Source organism: Brasilonema angustatum (assembly GCF_059505445.1).
In genome coordinates, this window is the sequence record NZ_JCACKO010000152.1 from 106842 (window position 1) to 127023 (window position 20182).

General features: G+C 42.4%; 12 protein-coding genes, 1 tRNA gene and 1 pseudogene. 10 read left to right on the top strand and 4 right to left on the bottom strand.

Annotated elements, in window-relative coordinates; all coding sequences use genetic code 11:
* Window positions 1-10 precede the first annotated feature (10 nt).
* Together AC5JM2_RS33155 and AC5JM2_RS33160 are read right to left on the bottom strand one after the other, a co-directional pair.
* Window positions 11-454 carry an antibiotic biosynthesis monooxygenase family protein gene (locus AC5JM2_RS33155; protein WP_495840009.1) on the bottom strand — a complete coding sequence of 148 codons (444 nt, stop codon included), beginning with the start codon at window positions 452-454 and terminating at the stop codon, window positions 11-13.
* A gap of 270 nt (window positions 455-724) precedes the next feature.
* Window positions 725-2293: an MFS transporter gene (locus tag AC5JM2_RS33160; protein WP_495840033.1), complete on the bottom strand. Its 1569-nt coding sequence runs from the start codon at window positions 2291-2293 to the stop codon at window positions 725-727.
* A gap of 158 nt (window positions 2294-2451) precedes the next feature.
* Here AC5JM2_RS33160 and AC5JM2_RS33165 point away from each other — a divergent pair, with 158 nt between their 5' ends.
* The 4 genes from AC5JM2_RS33165 (at window position 2452) to AC5JM2_RS33180 (ending at window position 6943) form a co-directional block, all read left to right on the top strand.
* The gene (locus AC5JM2_RS33165; protein ID WP_495840011.1) at window positions 2452-3762 is read left to right on the top strand and encodes an ABC transporter substrate-binding protein; all 1311 of its coding nucleotides are present in this window, start codon (window positions 2452-2454) and stop codon (window positions 3760-3762) included.
* 179 nt (window positions 3763-3941) lie between these two features.
* A complete protein-coding gene (locus tag AC5JM2_RS33170; RefSeq protein ID WP_495840035.1) occupies window positions 3942-4775 on the top strand; it encodes a carbohydrate ABC transporter permease in 834 nt (277 codons plus the stop codon).
* The gene (locus tag AC5JM2_RS33175; protein WP_495840013.1) at window positions 4772-5608 is read left to right on the top strand and encodes a carbohydrate ABC transporter permease; all 837 of its coding nucleotides are present in this window, start codon (window positions 4772-4774) and stop codon (window positions 5606-5608) included. Before AC5JM2_RS33170 ends, AC5JM2_RS33175 begins: the two co-directional genes overlap by 4 nt.
* A gap of 135 nt (window positions 5609-5743) precedes the next feature.
* The gene (locus tag AC5JM2_RS33180; RefSeq protein WP_495840015.1) at window positions 5744-6943 is read left to right on the top strand and encodes an FAD-dependent oxidoreductase; all 1200 of its coding nucleotides are present in this window, start codon (window positions 5744-5746) and stop codon (window positions 6941-6943) included.
* 39 nt (window positions 6944-6982) lie between these two features.
* Here the strand turns inward: AC5JM2_RS33180 and AC5JM2_RS33185 are convergent, their stop codons facing one another.
* Entirely contained in the window at window positions 6983-7246 is a 264-nt protein-coding gene (locus AC5JM2_RS33185) for an ArsR/SmtB family transcription factor (protein WP_495840037.1), read from the bottom strand.
* Window positions 7247-7502: 256 nt separating this feature from the next.
* Here AC5JM2_RS33185 and AC5JM2_RS33190 point away from each other — a divergent pair.
* The 6 genes and pseudogenes from AC5JM2_RS33190 to AC5JM2_RS33215 all read left to right on the top strand — a co-directional run.
* Window positions 7503-7825: pseudogene (locus tag AC5JM2_RS33190) on the top strand (metal ABC transporter permease); the annotation flags it as partial.
* Between the two features lie 76 nt (window positions 7826-7901).
* Window positions 7902-7974 (top strand) — tRNA-Phe (locus tag AC5JM2_RS33195).
* A gap of 486 nt (window positions 7975-8460) precedes the next feature.
* On the top strand, window positions 8461-10500 hold the full coding sequence (locus AC5JM2_RS33200) for a response regulator (protein ID WP_495840017.1): 2040 nt from the start codon (window positions 8461-8463) through the stop codon (window positions 10498-10500).
* 58 nt (window positions 10501-10558) lie between these two features.
* Window positions 10559-16654 (top strand): AAA family ATPase, encoded by a 6096-nt coding sequence (locus AC5JM2_RS33205; protein ID WP_495840019.1) that lies wholly within the window; start codon window positions 10559-10561, stop codon window positions 16652-16654.
* Window positions 16647-17024, top strand: coding sequence for a response regulator (locus AC5JM2_RS33210; RefSeq protein ID WP_495840021.1), 378 nt, complete (start codon window positions 16647-16649; stop codon window positions 17022-17024). The genes AC5JM2_RS33205 and AC5JM2_RS33210 overlap by 8 nt, the downstream gene beginning before the upstream one ends.
* Window positions 17025-17559: 535 nt before the next feature.
* Window positions 17560-18756, top strand: a complete 1197-nt coding sequence (locus tag AC5JM2_RS33215) for an AAA-like domain-containing protein (RefSeq protein ID WP_495840023.1) — start codon at window positions 17560-17562, stop codon at window positions 18754-18756.
* A gap of 207 nt (window positions 18757-18963) precedes the next feature.
* Here AC5JM2_RS33215 and fni read toward each other — a convergent pair whose 3' ends face one another.
* The gene (gene fni, locus AC5JM2_RS33220; protein WP_495840025.1) at window positions 18964-20037 is read right to left on the bottom strand and encodes a type 2 isopentenyl-diphosphate Delta-isomerase; all 1074 of its coding nucleotides are present in this window, start codon (window positions 20035-20037) and stop codon (window positions 18964-18966) included.
* Window positions 20038-20182: the final 145 nt, after the last annotated feature.

Here is a 20182-nt window from a genome sequence, read left to right on the forward strand (position 1 = left end):
ATTTCAGAATTCACTTGTTCCACTCATTAACAAGCAAATCAAAATGTTTTACCTGAGGTTCAAGTTCGAGAAGGAATTCTTTGTCTCTGGGTAAGTGATGAGTTTTCTCAATATCCTCACCAGCAAACTTCTTAATTGCCTCTCGTGATATCCAGTAGGAAAGCACATAAAATTCTGCTACCTTATCATTTGTGCGTCGAAATACTTGAACACCTTTATTACCATCAATGAGGCGTATTTTCTTGATCCCAGCTTCATAAAGGTATTCTGCGTATTCAGAAGATTTTGCAGCTGGTGTTCTACTGTGCCACATACGAGCGACAATTGTCTGTTGTGGAGAAGTCGTTATGTTAGCAGAAGGAGCTTTCTGTGCAGAACTAACAAGTGGTATTAGTATCAAAAACAGTAAGGTGCTTATGATAACAAAGACTTTAAACCGCTTTTTTTGAAACATAGTAGTTGCTCCTTTTTCTGGGTACAACGGAAGTAATAAGTCGCACACCAGAACATGATAAGGCAAGTAGAAACTAAAATTTTATGTAGAAACAGCTATTTAACGCACTCAATTATGCTCGACGCGGTTTGCAAAAATCCATTCGTCAAAGCGCTCGACGGGGCGTAGCTCTCCTTTGAACGAGCGTTAGCGCAGCGGGGCGTAGCCCTCCTTTGAATTCAAAAAAGGTCAAGCGTTTTATATTTAATTAGGTTGACCTACTTAACATGTCTAATTCTCAACTGCCTTTTTACGAAATATCCAGAGAGTTTGCATCACTTGAGTCAAAGAGTTTCTTTGCGCTTCTTGCACAAAGAAAAGGGGAATAATTGCTCCAATTCTGAACACAAAAGACACAACAAAGACTGCTGGTAAACCTCCTAATGAGGGATTTTGTGCAATAAAACCACCTATAGTTGTACCTAAAGCGCCACAAACCCCAGTAACGGCAGCAGTCATTCCAAAATAAATGGATTGTTGTTTGACAGGCGCAATTGCTATCTGCATATTGTCGTTGCATAAATCAATAGCTCCCCAAACCGTTCCCATTAACATGTGTAGGAGCGGTAACCACAGCCAAATGCTAAAGGAACTAACATTAATCTCCAACCAAAATAAAGGTACAAGTGTAAGTAGAATCCCCGCTAATATCAAGATTAGACGATTACCTATTTTGTCTGATAACTTACCCCAGAAAATGGTTATCACCATGTATACCCCCGCCTGAACACTGGCGTAGAGTGCCACAACACTGACATCTAAATGTAAATCATTTAACATTTTGAATGAGAAATAAGGAGCACTCAAGTTAGTGCTAAACATCTGGAAACTGAAATACAACAGAAACATCAAGAAATTAAAGTTATTTAACAGACTTTTTATCACACTCGAATCAGGTATAACAGGAGTCTTTTTTTCTATAGTTTCTGACTGTTCATCAGTATTTTTCTTTAAACTATCAGTATCTCCAGAAATAGTTTCTGACTGTTCATCAGTATTTGTATTTAAATTATCAGTATCTCCAGAAATCGCATTTTTCACAAAAGAACCCAGGACAGAAGCGTGCTGCGTCTGTGGATTCACATCCACCTGGAAGTACTGACACCCAAGACCTATCAGCCCTGACAAAGTCCCCAACAGCACAAGCACTCCATAACCTTGTAAAGCTCCACCAGGCCATTTTGAGACAACTAGACCGGCTATTGGTATACAAATCAAATGAGTTAAACTGAAAGCACCGTTGCGCAACCCAAAATATCTTCCTCGGAGCTTTCGAGGGACTAAAAGTGCCATCCAACTCATCCACGATGGATGTCCTAATCCTTGCAACATATTGATTAACAAGACAATCACAAGTGTCAGAACTATCAATTGCTGAGAATTTATATATCCGAAGCTAAGGGCGGCGATACCAATGGGTAGAAATAACCAGACTATCCTCGCAGTTACGTTTGTAAGGAGCGAATATCGAAAGCGACTGGTTGTGCGTTCTGATAGATAGGCACCCAACGGCTGAATGAGATTCACCAGCATTGGAATGGAAGACAGCATTCCAATAATCAACGGACTGGCATTTAATTCCACCAGAAAATTAGAGAGTAAAACACCAGTGACAATAGTCAAGTATATTGATGTGAAGACACCATCTATAGTGCAGGCTCTGAGGCTGATACGAATAGCATTCTTCTTTAAAACTGAAGGGCTGAGTGTTGAGTTAGCAACAACAGTCGGTTCTGAAATTGCAATCTCGGGTATTCTAGGGGCTAGAGGCAGAGCGGTTTCTGGCGAAATGGGTTCCATACTTGTCTCTACAGATGAGTCAAGCGGGGAGTGTAAACTTTGTTCGTAATTGTTCGTTATTTTATCTTGCATGTCTCAATAAAAATTTAGATAAACAAAAAGTTAATCTTGAGCTATAGAGGCAATATGTAAAGTTACAGAATTTTTATTTGGCTGTGATGCAAACCAACGTGTCGAAATTTTTACGATTGTTAGTGGCGATCGCCTTTTGGGCATCTGTTTTTGGAAGCATCGCCCTCTTGGTGATTGGTTGTCAAAATCTCCCCTTTGCGAGCGTTCCCTCAGCACCAACCGCACTCACCATCAAACTCGGTGGTTGGACAGCAAGTCCAGCAGAGCAAAAACTCTTGAAAGAACTACTACAAGCCTTTGAAGCAAAGCATCCAGGTATTAAAGTTAGGCATGAAGTCATCAACGACCAATACATGGATGTCATCAAAACCCGCTTAGTTGGTGAAGCGGCTCCTGATGTATTCTATTTAGATGCTCTTGAAGCTCCTTTTTTTATGAGCCAGAATGTTCTCGAACCACTCGATGCCTACATAACTCCTGATTTTGAGCTAGCTGACTTTGAGGAAACGCTACTCAATAGCTTCAAGTACAATGATCATATTTATGGTCTTGCGAAGGACTATTCGACACTTGCTTTATTCTACAACAAAAAAGCTTTTGGAAGTGCAGGGTTAAGCACTCCTCCAACAACTTGGAAGGAATTACGCGCCTACTCAAAAAAGTTGACCATAGACCGTAACCGAGATGGCAGAATTGATCAATACGGTTTTGGAGAAGTTCCAGAGTTAGCGCGTCAAGCTTACAAAATCAAAGCTTTTGGTGGGCAACTTATAGACCAGAATGGTTATGCAGCTTTTGCCAGTCATGCCGGATTGCAAGGATTACAATTGGCGGTAGATCAGTATCAAAAAGACCACTCCTCAGCTCAAAAGTCTGATGTTGGGACAAATTCTGGTAGTGAAATGTTTGGTCAGGGTAAAGTTGCAATGGTGATTGAGGGCAATTGGGCAATTCCCTACCTTACAGAAACTTTTCCTAATTTAGAGTTTGCTACAGCAGAATTACCTACAATTAATAATAACAAAAGTACAATGGTTTTCACTGTTGCCTACGTGATGAACAAGCAAACCCAACACAAAGCCGAAGCTTGGGAACTTATTTCTTATCTCACGGGTAAAGAAGGTATGACAAAGTGGACGAAAACAGGCTTTGCTCTGCCATCTCGGAAATCTGTTGCTCAGAAATTGGGTTATGAGCAAGATCCCCTACGAACTGCACTTGTGGCAGGAGTAAATTATGCTATACCTTGGCAAGTCGGTGAGTACCCAGCAGCGATTGTTAACAATTTTGACAACCAATTTGTCAGTGCTTTGCTAGGACAGCAACCACTACAACAGGCGATGCAACGAGCACAAGATGATGCGAATGAACTGATTAAGGCGATTGCAATGGAATAAGTAAAGTTTCATGCATTTTTTTCGAGATTGGATTTGAAATTTTGAATTTATATATCGCCTATCGCTACAGTCGGGATGGTGCCGAATGAGTTGGAGGTACATTTGTGTTTGAAGTCAGAAGGCGACAAACAAAGCCTAGATCGAACATCACACAAGACTTGGCTGGATACTTGTTTATGATGCCTACTATTTTGGTGTTAGGCACATTTGTCGTACTACCCATTCTCTGGGCTGTTTATCTTTCCCTACACAAAGTTCAACTTCTTGGCAATATTGAGTATCAATTTGTAGGCTTTCGCAACTTCACGCGACTCATTGAAGATGAACAGGTTTGGATTGCTTTAAGAAATACAGCCCAATATGTTGCAATTGTTGTCCCGGCTCAAACTGTCTTGGCTTTAATTCTAGCTGTAACGCTGAATTCTGGGATTCGCGCCAAAAATTGGTGGCGTATCCTCTACTTTTTGCCGACAGTCACTTCATCAGCTGTGTTGACGCTGATTTTTATGTGGATTTATAACACGAATGGGTTACTCAATGATTTTCTTGCTTTTGTAGGGCTACCTACTTACAACTGGTTAGGAGATCCAGCCGTTGCACTCAAAGGTATTATGCTCATGAATATTTGGTCAACAGCACCGTTTTACATGGTGATTTATCTGGCAGCGTTGCAGGATATTCCTCGTTCACTTTATGAGGCTGCATCCCTAGATGGAGCAAATGGCTGGCAGCAATTTATTCATATCACAATTCCTATACTCAGACCAGTCACCTTTTTTGTAGTCACAATAGGAGTGATTGGCACGTTTCAGTTGTTTGACCAATCCTACATTTTTTCTAACGGCACTGGTGGACCTAATAATGCTACTTTGACAATAGTTTTATTGATATATCAAGCTGTCTTTCGTAACTTGCAGATGGGGTATGCAGCGGCGATCGCCTTTTTACTTGCAGCAGTCATTATTGTTATCACTTTGATTCAACGGCGGTTTTTTGGAGGCGAAAAAACTTGACTCATATTTCTCGCACCTCATGGCTAAAAGTACTGCTGTACATAGTACTAACACTGTATGCAATTATCACCCTCATTCCCTTTTTATGGGCATTATCAGCATCATTTAAGCCGCTATCAGAAATTGTCAGCGGTGAACCTAATTTTGTACCTAAAAACTTTACTCTCGACAACTATAAACAAATTTTTTTTCAAGAACCGCTGTTTCTGCGCTGGGTTTTCAATAGTGTGGTTATAGCTATCAGTGTGACTGTATTAAACTTGTTGTTCAACTCAATGGCAGGTTACGCCTTAGCAAGACTGAACTTTAAGGGTAAACGCTTCTGGTTCTTCCTGATTTTGGCAGTCTTAGCAGTTCCTGCACAGATCACCCTCATTCCCACATTTTTAATTTTAAAAGCTTTGGGCTGGCTAAATTCCTATCAAGGGATGATTGTTCCTAGCATGGTCAATGCTACCTTCATTTTTATGATGCGGCAGTTTTTCGTGAATTTTCCCAAGGAATTAGAAGAAGCGGCTCAATTGGATGGATTGAAGACTTGGGGTATTTTTCGGCATATTGTTTTACCTTTAGCAAAACCAGCTTTAGCAGCACAAGCAGTTTTTGTATTTATGGGAAATTGGAATAATTTCTTGTTACCTCTAGTTATTTTGTTTGATCCAGAAATGTTTACTCTTCCTTTGGGATTGAATACTTTTAAAGGTCAATTCATTAGTTATTGGAACTATATTATGGCGGCTTCTATGGTGTTTACTTTACCGGCTTTGGCGATTTATGCGTTTTTTAACAGATATTTTATTGAGAGTGTAACGTTTACCGGTGGGAAGGGTTAATATAAGTAATTAAAAATTTAAAATTCTGACTCGTGTTAGGGCAGCGGGGCGTTTGCGTAGCGTCCCTTAGGGGCTAGCCCATTCTGACTTCTGACTCCTTTTTATAAACAATTCAATAAACGTAGGGGATATGTAATGGCGCAGATTGTGATTGTGGGTGCAGGTCCGACTGGTGCTACGCTTGCTTTACAGCTTGTAAAACGCGGTATTGCAGTGACATTGATTGAGGCGGCGAAGGATTTCCATCGAGTGTTTCGCGGTGAAGGGTTAATGCCGAGTGGGTTGGATGCACTTAAGCAAATGGGATTATCGGGGATTGTGGAACGTATTCCTCATAGACCACTCGACGCATGGGAGTTCATCATAGGCAAAAAGCAGTTGTTTCGAGTTGAGGAACCAATGGGGGCAGATCAACCTTGTACGTTGGTGTCGCAACCGCCATTGCTCGAAGCTATGATTACGGAAGCTCAGGCTTATCCTAACTTTGAATTTATACAAGGTTTTGCTGTAAAGGATTTACTGTGGATTAATAATCGCGTTGCGGGTGTGAAACTGGGCAATGGACGTGAAATTTGGGCCGAACTCGTGATTGGGACAGACGGTCGAAACTCGGTTATCCGACAACGGGCAGGGTTGCAATTGGTACGTCAGCCAAAGGATGTGGATATTCTCTGGTTCAAACTTGCTGCCAGTCCTAGGTTTACAGGAGATAATGTGTTTAATTTAATCCTTAGTGGCGATCGCGTATTCACCATCTTTCACGGAGCAGAGGAAGGAAAACTGCATCTAGCTTGGGTAATATCTGCAGACGAAAAAACCGATCGCAAACAAGCAGACTGGGCAGAAATTTTTGCATCGCTATCACCCTCATGGATGGCAGAGCATTTCCGTAGCTATGCAGACACCATCGAAACTCCGATTAAGCTATCAGTTGTAGTTGGTCGTTGTCCATCCTGGTACGCGCCAGGAGTGTTGCTTCTGGGTGATGCTGCACACCCAATGTCTCCTATTCGCGCTCAAGGAATCAACGTCGCATTGCGTGATGTCATTGTCGCTGCTAATCACCTTGTACCACTGTTTGACGCACAAGCTGGACACGAAGAGATTGACGCAGCACTATCGCGCATTCAAGCGGAACGTGAGCCAGAAATTATCCGCGCCCAACAACTCCAGACAGAGGAAGCAGCACAAGGCGAACTACTACGAAAAAATGCACTGATACGTTGGCTATTGATTCAACTTGCTCCCTTACTTCGTCAAACAATTCGCCACTCTTGGCTGAAGCGACAGTACGAAATGCGTCAGGGTATAACGCAGGTGCACTTGAGTGTCTGAAACTCGATGAGTTGGCAAAAAGTTTCGCGCCATGATTTTTCACTCCTGTTGATCTAAATGTTCAGCAACAGCTTGATAAAGATGCAAAACATGACTGTCATGTAAGCGGTAGAATACATTACGACCTTGCTTGCGGTAACTAACCAAACGCATCGCCCGTAAGTTTCTCAGTTGATGGGAAACAGCAGATTCACTCATATTTAATACTGCTGCCAAATCACTCACACAAAGTTCTTCTTGAGCTAACAGTGAAAGAATACGCAAACGATTAGCATCGCCTAAAAAGCCAAAAAATTCTGCCATGCGCTGGGCTTTCTCACTGTTGAGAAGCTCATGTGACGCAGGTTGGACGTTATCACCCTCTACTTGACTGGATATTTGATTGTACTCACTAGTTTCCTTTTGGGAAAGAGAATGAGTGATATTGTCAGCAAAAGTGTCTCTAGTTGACATAATATTAATGTAGAAAATTTATAGTTATTTTTTAAGAAAAAATAAATCTTACATACTCAAAATACTTTCATTGATTTGTATAAACAACATATGCTTTTCTCGAACATTGGTTGTCCTCTACTTTATGGATAAAACCAATTTAGCGAATGATAGCGTTTTGAATATCGTCTTGTCAGGTGCGTTGGCAGTAGGCATGATTCTCACTAGCTTAATTCAAGGATATCGCGGTAACTCATGAGCGTGCTATTTCGCGAGATTCTCGCTCGTTTGGTGTTGCTATGTGTGATTGTCGGTTCCATAAGCAGTATCGTTGGCATCTTTGTATCAGGTCTTTTCAACTTTGCTTCCGATCCTAGTATCGTTATTGTTCAATTTGTGGTATATTTTTTTGTTTTTGCCTGGGTCAAGTTGAAAACAAAAGCTGCGTAAATTTTTTTTCTGCAAGGACTTGCAAAATTAATATAACTTTGCTACATTAATTAATCGTGGGAATTATAAATTCCACGCCGGGATAGCTCAGTTGGTAGAGCAGAGGACTGAAAATCCTCGTGTCACCAGTTCAAGTCTGGTTCCTGGCATAATAACCAAAACCCCTAATAGCGAAAGCTTTTGCAAGTAGACTGTTTATCAGAAAACCCTATTTCAGCTATTTTTTCTGGTCTACAGAGAGTGTAAAAAATGCCGCATTAGATATTTTTGGATGAAGTTGGACAAATTATTGGGGTAAAGTTGGGGTAAATCAAGCCTTCTGCTGGGCGTCTACAAGTCGGGAAACTCTAGCCGAGCACTAGCTCCCCTTATACCGTTTCACTTTAAGGTTGATACAAATGGGGAGCACCCGAGCACCCGAACAGGGAGCAGGGGGCAGGGGGAAAGAATTAGAAACCAATCATTTGTATCAGGCATATCGTGAAATGGTATTACACCCGCCCCGATAGCGTAGTGTGACGTTAGGCATAGGGGCTTCGGTGATTCAATTCGTCACGGATTTATGAAATGCTTTACTTAGCATTTGTTAAGGTAAAAAAATCAGTGGTACAAAAGTCAGTTAATAGGTAGAGGTTGTGAAAATTCTGCTGGTAGAGGACGATCTCCCAACGGCAGCAGTACTGTGTGAGGTTCTCACGGCTCAGTACTATACGGTTGAACTGGCAACGGATGGTCAAGATGGGTTGGCATTAGCAACATCATCGAACTTTGACTTGATCTTGTTGGATCTGCTGATTCCCAAACTCGATGGTATTAGTCTTTGCCGTCAACTTCGCATTCAGGGAGTTCAAAAGCCGATTCTCTTACTCACTGCTAAAGATCAGAGTGCCGACGTAGTCAAGGGATTAGATGCAGGCGCAGACGATTATCTCACTAAACCCTACAAGTTGTCTGAGTTGCTGGCACGGATGCGGGCGTTGCTGCGTAGAGGACAGACCGAGCTAGCGCCAACTGTACTGATGTGGGAGAATCTTTGCATCAACCCTGTGTCGGCAGAAGTGACTTACAAAGGGCAACTTATATCTCTAACCCCCAAAGAATATAGCCTGTTGGGGCTGTTCCTGCGTAATCCACAGCGTGTCTTTAGCCGCAGTGACATCATTGATCGCCTCTGGTCAATGGATGCCATACCTAGCGAAGGAACTGTGACTAATCTGATTAAAGACTTGCGGCACAAGCTAAAGGCTCAGGGAATGTCCGCCGAGGTACTAGAAACCGTCTATGGCTTGGGCTATCGACTTAAGACTCCACCGAAAACTGAGGAAACAAAGGGTGTGTTGTTTGGTGAACAGGACGAACAGACACACAGACTTGCACAGACAGGGAAAAGAAAACGTCAAACAAATCTTGCTTCAGTCAACAAAGTAATAGAACGTTACAAAGATACGTTTGCCCAACGGGTAACTTTGCTAGAGCAAGTAGAACAAGCTTTGCGCTTAGGGAAATTGCAGATCGAACTCCGGTACCATGCGAGCAACGAAGCACACAAGCTAGCAGGCACACTGGGATCGTTTGGCTACGAGATGGGATCAAAGTTAGCGCGGGCGATTGAACATTTCCTTATGGGCGACAAGCCTTTAGCGCCAACGCAAGCCCCTCAACTCTCAAGACTCTTGAGTGAACTCAAAGGGACGCTTAGTAAACCTCCTACACCACCAACTATCGAACAGTTTGAGCCAACTCAGATTCCTCTGGTGCTCGTTATCGATGATGAATCTTTGAGCAATCAACTGAAAACCGAAGCTATGAGTTGGGGAGTGCGGATTGAAGTTGCTAGCAATTGGGCGATCGCTCTGGCAGTGATTTCTCAATCTCCCCAAGCTGTTTTGCTTAATCTCAATGGACAAGATCCGATAGAAAAGGGCTTAACCTTGCTGCAAAAACTCAAGGAACAGCTTCCCACGACACCAATTTTGGTGATAGGTGAGCAAGACAATCTGACACACAGAGTTGCTGTTTCTCGTTTGGGGGTACAACGATTTTTACACAAGCCAGTGAGCACAGCTGAAATATTTGAAGCGATACGCGTTTGCGATAGACGAAGTCGTGCCGTTAGCGTAGCGTGTCCGCAGGACATAGGCATAGCGCCCCCTATGCCTAACGGCACGCTTGGGCTATCGGGGCTAGCGTCAAGCCTGAGCGCAAAGCGCACGCTGCGCGAACGGCTTATCGCTCAAGTTCTGCCCAAATCTCAAGCTTCCGAAGCCAAAGTGATGATTTTAGATGACGATCCAATAGCACTGGAGCTATTAAGCAATCTGCTGCAACCTTGGGGGCTGAGGGTGAAGACTTTGCAAGATCCCCAACAGTTTTGGGAGGTATTAACTACCACAACGCCTGACTTACTCGTAATCGATTTGGAAATGCCAACATACAGTGGTGTTGATTTGTGCCGCGTAGTGCGACAAGATCCTAAGTGGGGAAATTTGCCGATTTTGGTGGTTACTGCTCATACAGACTTAGAATCGATTCAGCAGGTATTTGCGGCGGGAGCCGATGATTTTATCGGTAAGCCCGTAGTGGGACCAGAATTAGTCACCCGTGTTATCAGTCGCATTGATCGCTCCCGCTTACAGCAAGAACTAAAAATCTTAAAGCGGAGAATTGGAACTTAAACCAAACAATTCGTCATTCCTAATTGATTCAAATATCAGAGCCACCTAACTTAAGTTGATGATTACCATCCGAGGCTACCAACTGCTTACCCAAATCTACGAAAGTGTTAATTCTTTGGTGTATCGAGGTATCCGAGAGTCAGGTAATCAACCTGTTATTCTCAAAGTTCTCAAAGATGACTATCCCACACCATCTGAGTTAACTCGATATAAGCAGGAATATGAAATGACTCGGAATCTCAATTTAGATGGAGTGGTTAAGGCTTATGGCTTAGAACCGATAGAAAGAACTCTAGTCATCATCTTTGAGGATTTTGGTGCAACATCCTTAACTCTATTAAAGGAGGTAGGAGGGAGTTTTTGCCTTTCCGCAATTTTTTCTTTACTAGAATTTCTCAAGCTTGCCATCAAGATAGCTGAGATTTTGGGTACGATTCATACTGCCAATGTTATCCACAAAGATCTCAACCCCTCGAATATCGTCCTCAACCCGGTAACTGGACAACTCAAAATCATTGACTTTGGTATTTCCACTCTCATTACCCGCTCTAATCCGACTCTTAAAAATCCCAATGTTTTAGAAGGCACTCTAGCATACATATCGCCCGAGCAGACGGGACGAATGAACCGAAGTCTTGATTACCGTACAGATTTTTACTCTCTCGGTGTTACCTTTTACGAACTGCTGACAGGAAAACTACCGTTTGAAAAGAATGATGCTCTAGAGTTAGTACATTGTCATATCGCTCAACACCCCATTCCACCCCATCAGCTTGTAGAGGGTAAAAGCGGTACAGCCATTCCCAAGACAGTTTCAGATATTGTGATGAAATTGATGGGGAAAACAGCAGAAGAACGATACCAAAGTGCTTGGGGACTAAAAGCTGATTTAGAAAAATGCCTTCAGCAGTTACAGACAACTGGCAAAATTGAACCGTTTTCTCTCGGTTCGACTGATATTTCTGACAAGTTTCAAATACCCCAAAAAGTTTATGGACGTGACGCGGAAGTTGAAACTTTACTGGTGGCGTTTGAGCGAGTCGCAGGGGGAGGAGAAAAAGAAAACCTGCAATCACCAGTCATCAATCACCAGTCACCAATTCAAGGGTTAAAATCCAAAATTGAGATGATGTTGGTGACGGGTTATTCTGGTGTTGGAAAATCAGCTTTAGTACAGGAGATTTATAAACCCATTACTGAAAAACGCGGTTATTTCCTAACTGGTAAATTTGACCAGTTTAAGCGAAATATCCCTTACTCAGCCATTGTAAGCGCGTTCGCCGGATTAATACAGCAACTGTTAACTGAAACTGAAGTGCAGCTTGAGCAATGGCGAGAAAAACTTCGACTTGCTTTGGGTTCTAATGGTCAAGTCATTATTGATGTCCTTCCGGAAGTGGAACTGATTGTTGGTAAACAGCCATCTGTGTTAGAGTTAGGCGCTGCTGAGTCGCAAAATCGCTTTAATCTGGTTTTTCAAAACTTTATCCAGACATTTTGTCTAAAAGAGCATCCTTTAGTGATCTTTTTGGATGATTTGCAGTGGGCTGACTCCGCCAGCCTCAAGTTGATAGATCTGATGATGACAGATGCAGATACACAATATCTGTTTCTGATTGGAGCGTATCGAGATAATGAAGTCAACTGCACTCATCCATTGATGATGACTCTTGATAGGTTGCGTAATATTGGAGCGACTGTCAATTTTATTACCTTAGCTCCTTTACAAAGTGAGTCTATCAGTCAATTAATTGCTGATACATTGCACGCAGACATGCCATCAGTCAGCCAGTTGGCATCCCTTATAGTGCGTAAAACTGACGGCAATCCTTTCTTCGTTAATCAATTTTTGAAAACACTGCACGCGGACAATCTCCTTACCTTTGATTTTGAACGCAATGCTTGGCAATGGAACTTAGCTCAAATTCAGGCAACGAATATCACTGACAATGTGGTGGAGTTGATGATTGGTGAGTTAAAGAAATTGCCGGAATCCACACAGCACATTTTGCGTTTAGCAGCTTGTGTTGGTGCTGAATTTGACTTAAAAACCCTTTCTATTATTTGTGAAAAATCTCAGGGCGAAATTTTTTCTGACTTAATGACAGCAGTTCAATCCGGATTAATCTTATGTATATCTGAGTTAGATACGAACCTATTCATTCAAAATTATAAATTTTTACATGACCGAGTACAACAAGCAGCTTATGCTTTGATAGATGATAAGCAAAAAAAAAATATTCACCTAGAAATCGGTCGCCTATTGTTACAGAATATCTCAGTCGATGCTTTATTCGATGGGTTATTTGACATTGTTGATCATTTTAATCTTGGGGTTGAATTAGTCACCTATCAACAGGAGCGAAATGAAATCGCCAAACTCAATTTGATGGCGGGTCAGAAAGCCAAAGTAGGAACAGCTTATGGGGCAGCAGTCGAGTATTTGAATGTCGGGCTAAAACTCTTGAGTGCAGATAGTTGGCACAAAGAGTATGACCTAACCTTAGCTTTGTACGAAGAAGCAGCAGAGGCGGCGTACCTCAACGGAGACTTTATCACGATGGAGCCATTGGCTCTAGTTGTGTTAAACAATGCCAAAACAGTGCTGGACAAAGTAAAAGTTTATGATGACAAAATCCAAGCATATGTGTCACAGGGCAACCTCAAAGAAGCCATTAATATTGGACTGCAAGTGCTAAATTTGTTAGGAGTGATATTACCAGAAGAACCGAGCCAGTTAGATATTCAAAAAGGATTGGAGGAAACAGCTTCACTTTTGAATGGGCAGGAAATTGAAGACTTAATTAGCTTGCCAAAGATGACCGAACCTGAAAAGCTAGCAGCGATGCTTGTCCTATCAAGTATAGCATCAGCTTCATTTATAACGAGTCCCAATCTTTTTTTACTGATCGCATTATCAAAAATTAATCTATCTATTACATATGGCAATATAGAATTATCAGCATTTGCTTATGGTCAATACACAGTAGTTCTGTGTGGAATACTCCAAGACTATGAGTCAGCTTATAAATTTGGCAAACTTTCTTTAGTTTTGGGAGAACAGTTAAATGCTCAGAAAGAAAAAGCTAAAATCTGTCTGGGATTTGGTGCTCACTCAATGCACTGGAAGGAGCATGTCAAGGAAACAATATCAGTTTTGATTGAGGGCTATCAAGGCGGAGTTGAAATTGGGGACTTTGAATATGCTGGCTATTGCGCCTGTTATGTGTGCGAACATTTATATTTTCTCGGTCACGAACTTACACAGTTAGAACAAGAGATAGCCATTTATAGTAAAGCGATCGCTCGAATCAAACAAGAAGCATCTTTTCATTGGACAGCCATCTTTCGACAAGCAGTTCTCAATTTGTTGGGTAAAGCTGAAAATCCCATCCGCTTATTTGGTAATGCCTATAACGAAGAGCAAAGCCTACCACTTGCTATCAAAGTCAATAACAGAATAGAACTTTTATTTTTTTACTTAAATAAACTTATATTGTGTTATTTATTTGGTGACACTCAACAAGCCGTCCAAAATGGAGTACTCGCTAAACAGTATCTAGAAGGATTCGCTACAATGCTAGTTACTGGTTTACTGCATTTCTATGATTCTTTGGCACATTTGAGTGCATTTGTCGAGGCTTCAAGCTCCGAAAAAGAAACTTATCTCAATCGAGTGAATATAAACCAAGAGAAGATGCAGAAATGGGCATATCATGCTCCGATGAATTATCTGCATAAATTTTATTTAGTCGAGGCAGAGAAAGCACGAGTTTTAGGTCAATATTTTGAAGCCGAGGAGTTTTACGAACAAGCGATTCAAGGAGCAAGAGAAAATGAATATGTCCAGGAAGAAGCCTTAGCTTATGAATTAGCTGCTAAGTTTTATTTAGGGCGTGGTAGATTGAAGTTTGCCCAAACTTATATGCAAGAAGCTCATTACACCTACACACGCTGGGGAGCAACAGCAAAGGTCAAAGATTTAGAAAAACACTACCCCCAATTTTTTCCCAAAACAAGTTCCCACGGCATTAAGCCTTACACCTCTAATGCAATTTTCAGCACCGATTCAAAAACATCTAGTGAACTCGATTTAAGCAGCGTTCTCAAAGCCTCACAAGCCCTGTCAAGTGAAATTGTGCTAACTACCCTGTTAGAAAAAATGATGAAAATTGTCCTGGAAAATGCAGGGGCACAGAAAGGTTACCTTATTTTACAATCGCAGATTGAACCAGGGAACAAGAATGGGCAATGGGTAATTGAGGCATCAGGAACAGTTGATAATAATGAATTCAAGATTTTACCATCCATCCCGCTTGAAACTGTTGGTGGCAGCAGTCATACCCCAATGGTGTGTGATGCGATCGTCAATTACGTTATCCGTACCCAAGAAAGTATTGTTTTGAATGATGCTTTTCGTGAAGGCAATTTCATTCGTACTTCTTACATTGTTAAACAGCAACCGAAATCAATTTTGTGTGCGCCTCTGCTCAATCAAGGCAAACTGGTAGGTATTTTGTACCTGGAAAATAATCTGACAACTGAGGCTTTTACGCCAGACAGATTGGAAGTCTTGAAACTGTTATCTTCGCAGGCAGCAATTTCGATAGAAAATGCCAAGCTTTATGCTCAAGTGCGTGAAAATGAGAGGAGGCTGTCTCAATTTTTAGAGGCAATACCCATAGGTATCGGAGTGCTGGATGCTCAAGGTAGATCGTGCTATGCTAACCGAACGGCTGTGGAGTTAATGGGTAAAGGAGTTGTGCCGTCAGCTACAGCCGAACAATTGGGAGAAGTTTATCAACTTTATGTTGCGCAAACTTCTAAGCAATACCCGAGTGATCAACTACCAATCATGCGGGCGTTGAGCGGTAATCAGGCGATCGCGGATGATATAGAAATTCACCAAAAAGATAGGATTATTCCCGTGGAAAGTCGAGGAACACCCGTCTTTGATGAAAAGGGTAATATTGCGTATGCGATTACCACGTTTCAAGATATCACAGAACGCAAACAAGCTCAGCAGATTTTAACTGACTACAATCGTACTTTAGAAAAGCAAGTTGCTCAAAGGACAGCCGCTTTACAAGAGAGTGAAGAGCGGTTTCGCCATGCGTTTCATGATGCTCCCATTGGTATGGCGCTGCTGGGATTGAATCATCGCTGGCTGCAAATTAATCCGATGCTAGGTGAAATGCTTGGCTGCTCTGAATCAGAGTTACTAAGCGTGAACGCTTTTGAGTTCATTCACCCGGAAGATGTTCATCAACTTCAGGATTGCATCAAGCAAGTTTTGAGCAATGAAAACCGCAATGCTCAAGTAGAGTTGCGCTACTTGTGCCAGGGAGGACGGATCGCTTGGGGATTAACGAGCCTGTCATTGGTACGAGATTCTTACTACAAGTCTTTATATTACGTCACACAGATCCAAGATATCAGCGAACAGCGGGCTATTGAGCAGATGAAAAATGAATTCATTTCCGTCGTTAGCCATGAACTTCGCACCCCGCTCACCGCAATCCGAGGATTTTTAGGGCTGCTCAATACTGGTATGTACGACAACAAACCCGAAAAAGCCAAACGGATGCTCCAGCAAGCTTTGACAAACAGCGATCGCCTTGTGCGTCTGGTTAATGACATCCTTGATTTAGAACGCTTATCTTCGGGGCGAGTACAGCTTACAAAGGAAGTTTGTCAAGCAGAAGATTTAATGCAACGATCCGTCGAAGGGGTACAGTCAATCGCTCTTGGAGCTGCGATTACACTCTTGATTACTCCCACCAACGCTTGCGTATGGGCTTCGCCCGACTCAATCATCCAAATGCTGACCAATTTGTTGAGCAATGCCATCAAGTTCTCTGCCCCTAACTCGGTTATTACCCTGTCTGCCCAACCTCAGTTCAACTCAGTTCTGTTTGAAGTCAAAGACCAAGGCAGAGGCATTCCCGCCGACAAGCTAGAAACGATTTTTGAACGCTTCCAACAGGTTGACGTTTCCGATTCTCGTGCTAAAGGAGGAACTGGCTTAGGCTTAGCGATTTGCCAAAGTATTGTCCAACAACATAAGGGGAGTATTTGGGCACAGAGCAAACTGGGTGAAGGCAGCACTTTTTATTTTACATTGCCAATACCATCAAGAGAAAATCATGACTAAACGCATCCTTGTTATTGATGATGAAGAATCGCTGCAAGACCTTATCTGCACTTGCTTGGAGGATTTGGGAGGGTGGGAGACACAATCTGCCCAATCGGGTCATGAAGGACTTCTTAAAGTCCAAGGGTATGCTTTTGATGTTATTCTCCTTGATGTATCGATGCCCGAGATGGATGGCTTCCAATTCTACACGCAACTCAGAGCCAACCCAACAACTCAAACGATTCCGGTGATTTTGCTAACCGCTAAGGTATTACCGGACGAGCGTAGGCGTTTTGCTCAAATGGATATCGCTGGAATTATCACCAAACCCTTCGATCCAACCCTGATTTGCGAACAAGTAGCCCAACTGATGGGTTGGAGTCAGTAGATCTTGGCGTTAAATTTTATAGCAGGGAACGCTTAACGCTTAACAGGGAACTACTAAGACGAAGCTAATTCACAAGTTAATAAGCGCGATACGCGCAGCGTCAAGCCTCTGGCTTATCGCCCTCTTGGATGGAATTTGTCGGCTGAGAATGAATCTACTATTTGAGCCAGAGTCGTTTGAGAAAAAATTTAGCATCCCTATAAGTTCCTTATTTTTTATTGATATGTTTAGCGCATAAGGTTGGGAAAAGGAAGTTTGAAAAAATCCCTAGCATTCTGACTGGAATAAAATGCAGCAACCTTGGTGTCCCCCCGGAGGGGGGACACCGCCTCAAAGAGCTGCTATTGGATATAACTAGTTGATAAAGGCTGAAATATCCACACAGCAGGGTTTCTAAAAAACTTTTTTGTTTACTAACTTTTGCGTATTATTTCAGACACTTAATTCTTCGTAAGTATTTGAAACAGAGGTTCGAGTGTCCAACGCTTGTTGTTACTGCCGATTCAATCTCTTTGTTTTTTAATCACAACTTAAGATGCGGTATCAAGTTGCTGGTAGCCTTCGTAGTGACGATCTTTCATATATTGTTCGTCAGGCAGACGAACAACTTTATGCTAGCTTGAAAGCTAGCGATTTCTGTTATGTCTTAAACTCTCGCCAGATGGGTAAGTCATCTTTACTACAGCGGACAATTTTTCGTCTGAGATCAGAAGGCTATGAATGCCTTTATTTGGACATGAACAGGTTGGCTGCCAATAATCTTACACCAGAAAAATGGTATAAAAGCGTCATTCTTAGCTTGTTCCACAGCTTAAATTTAGGGCAACAGGTCAATTTTCAAAATTGGTGGGATACGCAAGCAGGAACTTGCCCGGTAAAGAAATTATACCAGTTCGTAGAAGAAGTGTTGTTGATACATATTCAAAGCAAATCTCCCAAAGACGGCAAAGCCGAACGCATTTTTATCTTCATTGATGAAATTGATAGTTTGTTGAGTTTGAATTTTCCTGTCAATGACTTTTTTGCTTGGATTTCTCATTGCTACAATCAGCAGGCAGACAACCCGAATTTTCAACGCTTGGGATTTGCACTATTTGGGGTAGCCAGTCCATCTGATCTAATTTCTGACAAATACCTCACACTTTTTAATATTGGTATCCCAATAGAGTTACATGACTTTCAACTGCATGAAGTCACTCCCCTGCTTGAAAGGTTAAAGGAAGCGATTAGCCAAAGCGAAGCTGTTATGCAAGAGATTCTCTACTGGACAGGAGGACAGCCATTTCTTACCCAAAAACTTTCTCAGTTAATAGTTCAAATTGCCTTGGAAACATCTAATAGAATAATTAATTTACCAAGACACACAGAAGCGTTATGGGTAGAACAATTGGTGAAAACGCACATTATCCAACACTGGGAAGAAAAAGATGAGCCAGAACACCTCCACACGATTCGCGATCGCCTACTTTTTAACAAACAGCGTGCAGTCCAATTGTTAAGTCTTATAGAGCGAGTGTTGCAAGCAGAGGAAAGTCAAACATCTGGTGTACCTACCGACAATAGTCCAGAACAGGCAGAACTTTTACTATCCGGATTGGTTGAAAAGCGCGACGGCTATCTTAGAATTAAAAATCCCATCTACCGCAGTGTCTTCAATTCTGAATGGGTGAGTAGACAATTAACCCAACTCAGGTTTACCGAAAAGTTTTCCAGAAGCCTTGCTAGCCTTTGATTGAACTAGGAACGATCCTTACGACTAGCTGTGACGAAACTCAAGGTTAGTGGGTTTGAAACGGTTCATAAATCATTAACTTTGATTTTAGTGTTAGCGCACGTGATCACTAACGCTAGAGGGTTCCCCCCATCAGAATCAGGTAAAGGTATCACTTCGTATTTCGATAGCGCTGAATTAAGCGTTTGACAAACGATAAGCTTACTTTCAAACACCTGGAACTGTAACGTGTCGTTGCAGCACACCAGAATTTTTGAGTTCTTCCAAGGTTACATTGTCAGTGCAAAATAAAACTGTTTCCAGTTCAGCAATAAGAACTTCAACCAACTCATCAACAGCGGCTTCTGAGTTTACAGCCGCTTCTAGAAAAGGTCTGGCTAAACCTGCGAGATCGGCTCCCAGGGCGATCGCCTTAGCTACGTCTAATCCATTACGCAGCCCTCCAGAAGCAATTAAAGGAATTGTTGGCGCGACTGCACGGATTGAGGTTATGCACTCAGCTGTTGGAAGTCCCCAGTCAGCAAAAGTTTGTCCCAGACGGCGCTGTTTGTTATCTTTTGCCCGTTCGCTTTCCACTTTTGCCCATGAGGTTCCACCCGCACCAGCTACGTCTATTGCTGTCACTCCCACATCAATTAACTTTTGTGCCATTGCTGCTGAGATTCCATTTCCCACTTCCTTGACAACCACAGGAACGGGAAGTTTTTCGCAAAGTTCAGCAATCTTACGAAGCAGCCCCCGGAAATTTGTGTCCCCATGAGATTGTACGCACTCTTGCAGGGGGTTAAGATGCAGAATCAGCGCATCCGCTGCCAACATATCGACAAGTTGCAAACATTCGACAAGACCACATCCATAATTCAACTGCACAGCTCCCAAATTTGCAAACAGCAGAATGTCAGGAGCGAGGTGGCGCACTGCGAAAGTCGAGGCTAGGTGGGGCATCTCTAGAGCAATTCGTTGCGAACCAATTCCCATTGCTAATCGGTAACGTTGAGCAACACTTGCAAGCCGAGTGTTGACTAGCCGCGCGAGTTCTGTCCCTCCTGTCATGGAAGAAATCAGAAGTGGTGCACCAAGATTTTTACCCAAGAAGGTTGTTTGAATATTGATATCACTGCGGTCTAATTCCGGAAGACAGCAATGAGTAAAGCGATAGCACTCAAACCCATTCGTTACCTCCCGGAATTGTACATCCTCCTCTAAGCACACACGAAGGTGATCGGCTTTGCGGTTCTCAATTTCAGTTGCAGCATCGACTGGCGGTAAAATACTGGTCATAATATTTTTTCTGGTGACGGGTTATTGGCAGCTTGGCGCAAATAGCCTCGTGAAATTTGGCGACATCAAACGAGAGCGATGCTAAAGACTCCTAATACCGTTTCACTTTAAGGTTGATACAAATAGGCAGCAGAGGAGCAGAGGA

What these genes read in the sequence shown, in the direction of transcription:
- AC5JM2_RS33155 (WP_495840009.1), bottom strand. Translation starts at nt 454, where the DNA reads ATGTTTCAAAAAAAGCGGTTTAAAGTCTTTGTTATCATAAGCACCTTA.
- AC5JM2_RS33160 (WP_495840033.1), bottom strand. Translation starts at nt 2,293, where the DNA reads ATGGAACCCATTTCGCCAGAAACCGCTCTGCCTCTAGCCCCTAGAATA.
- AC5JM2_RS33165 (WP_495840011.1), top strand. Translation starts at nt 2,452, where the DNA reads ATGCAAACCAACGTGTCGAAATTTTTACGATTGTTAGTGGCGATCGCC.
- AC5JM2_RS33170 (WP_495840035.1), top strand. Translation starts at nt 3,942, where the DNA reads ATGCCTACTATTTTGGTGTTAGGCACATTTGTCGTACTACCCATTCTC.
- AC5JM2_RS33180 (WP_495840015.1), top strand. Translation starts at nt 5,744, where the DNA reads ATGGCGCAGATTGTGATTGTGGGTGCAGGTCCGACTGGTGCTACGCTT.
- AC5JM2_RS33185 (WP_495840037.1), bottom strand. Translation starts at nt 7,246, where the DNA reads ATGGCAGAATTTTTTGGCTTTTTAGGCGATGCTAATCGTTTGCGTATT.
- AC5JM2_RS33205 (WP_495840019.1), top strand. Translation starts at nt 10,559, where the DNA reads ATGATTACCATCCGAGGCTACCAACTGCTTACCCAAATCTACGAAAGT.
- AC5JM2_RS33210 (WP_495840021.1), top strand. Translation starts at nt 16,647, where the DNA reads ATGACTAAACGCATCCTTGTTATTGATGATGAAGAATCGCTGCAAGAC.
- AC5JM2_RS33215 (WP_495840023.1), top strand. Translation starts at nt 17,560, where the DNA reads ATGCGGTATCAAGTTGCTGGTAGCCTTCGTAGTGACGATCTTTCATAT.
- fni (WP_495840025.1), bottom strand. Translation starts at nt 20,037, where the DNA reads ATGACCAGTATTTTACCGCCAGTCGATGCTGCAACTGAAATTGAGAAC.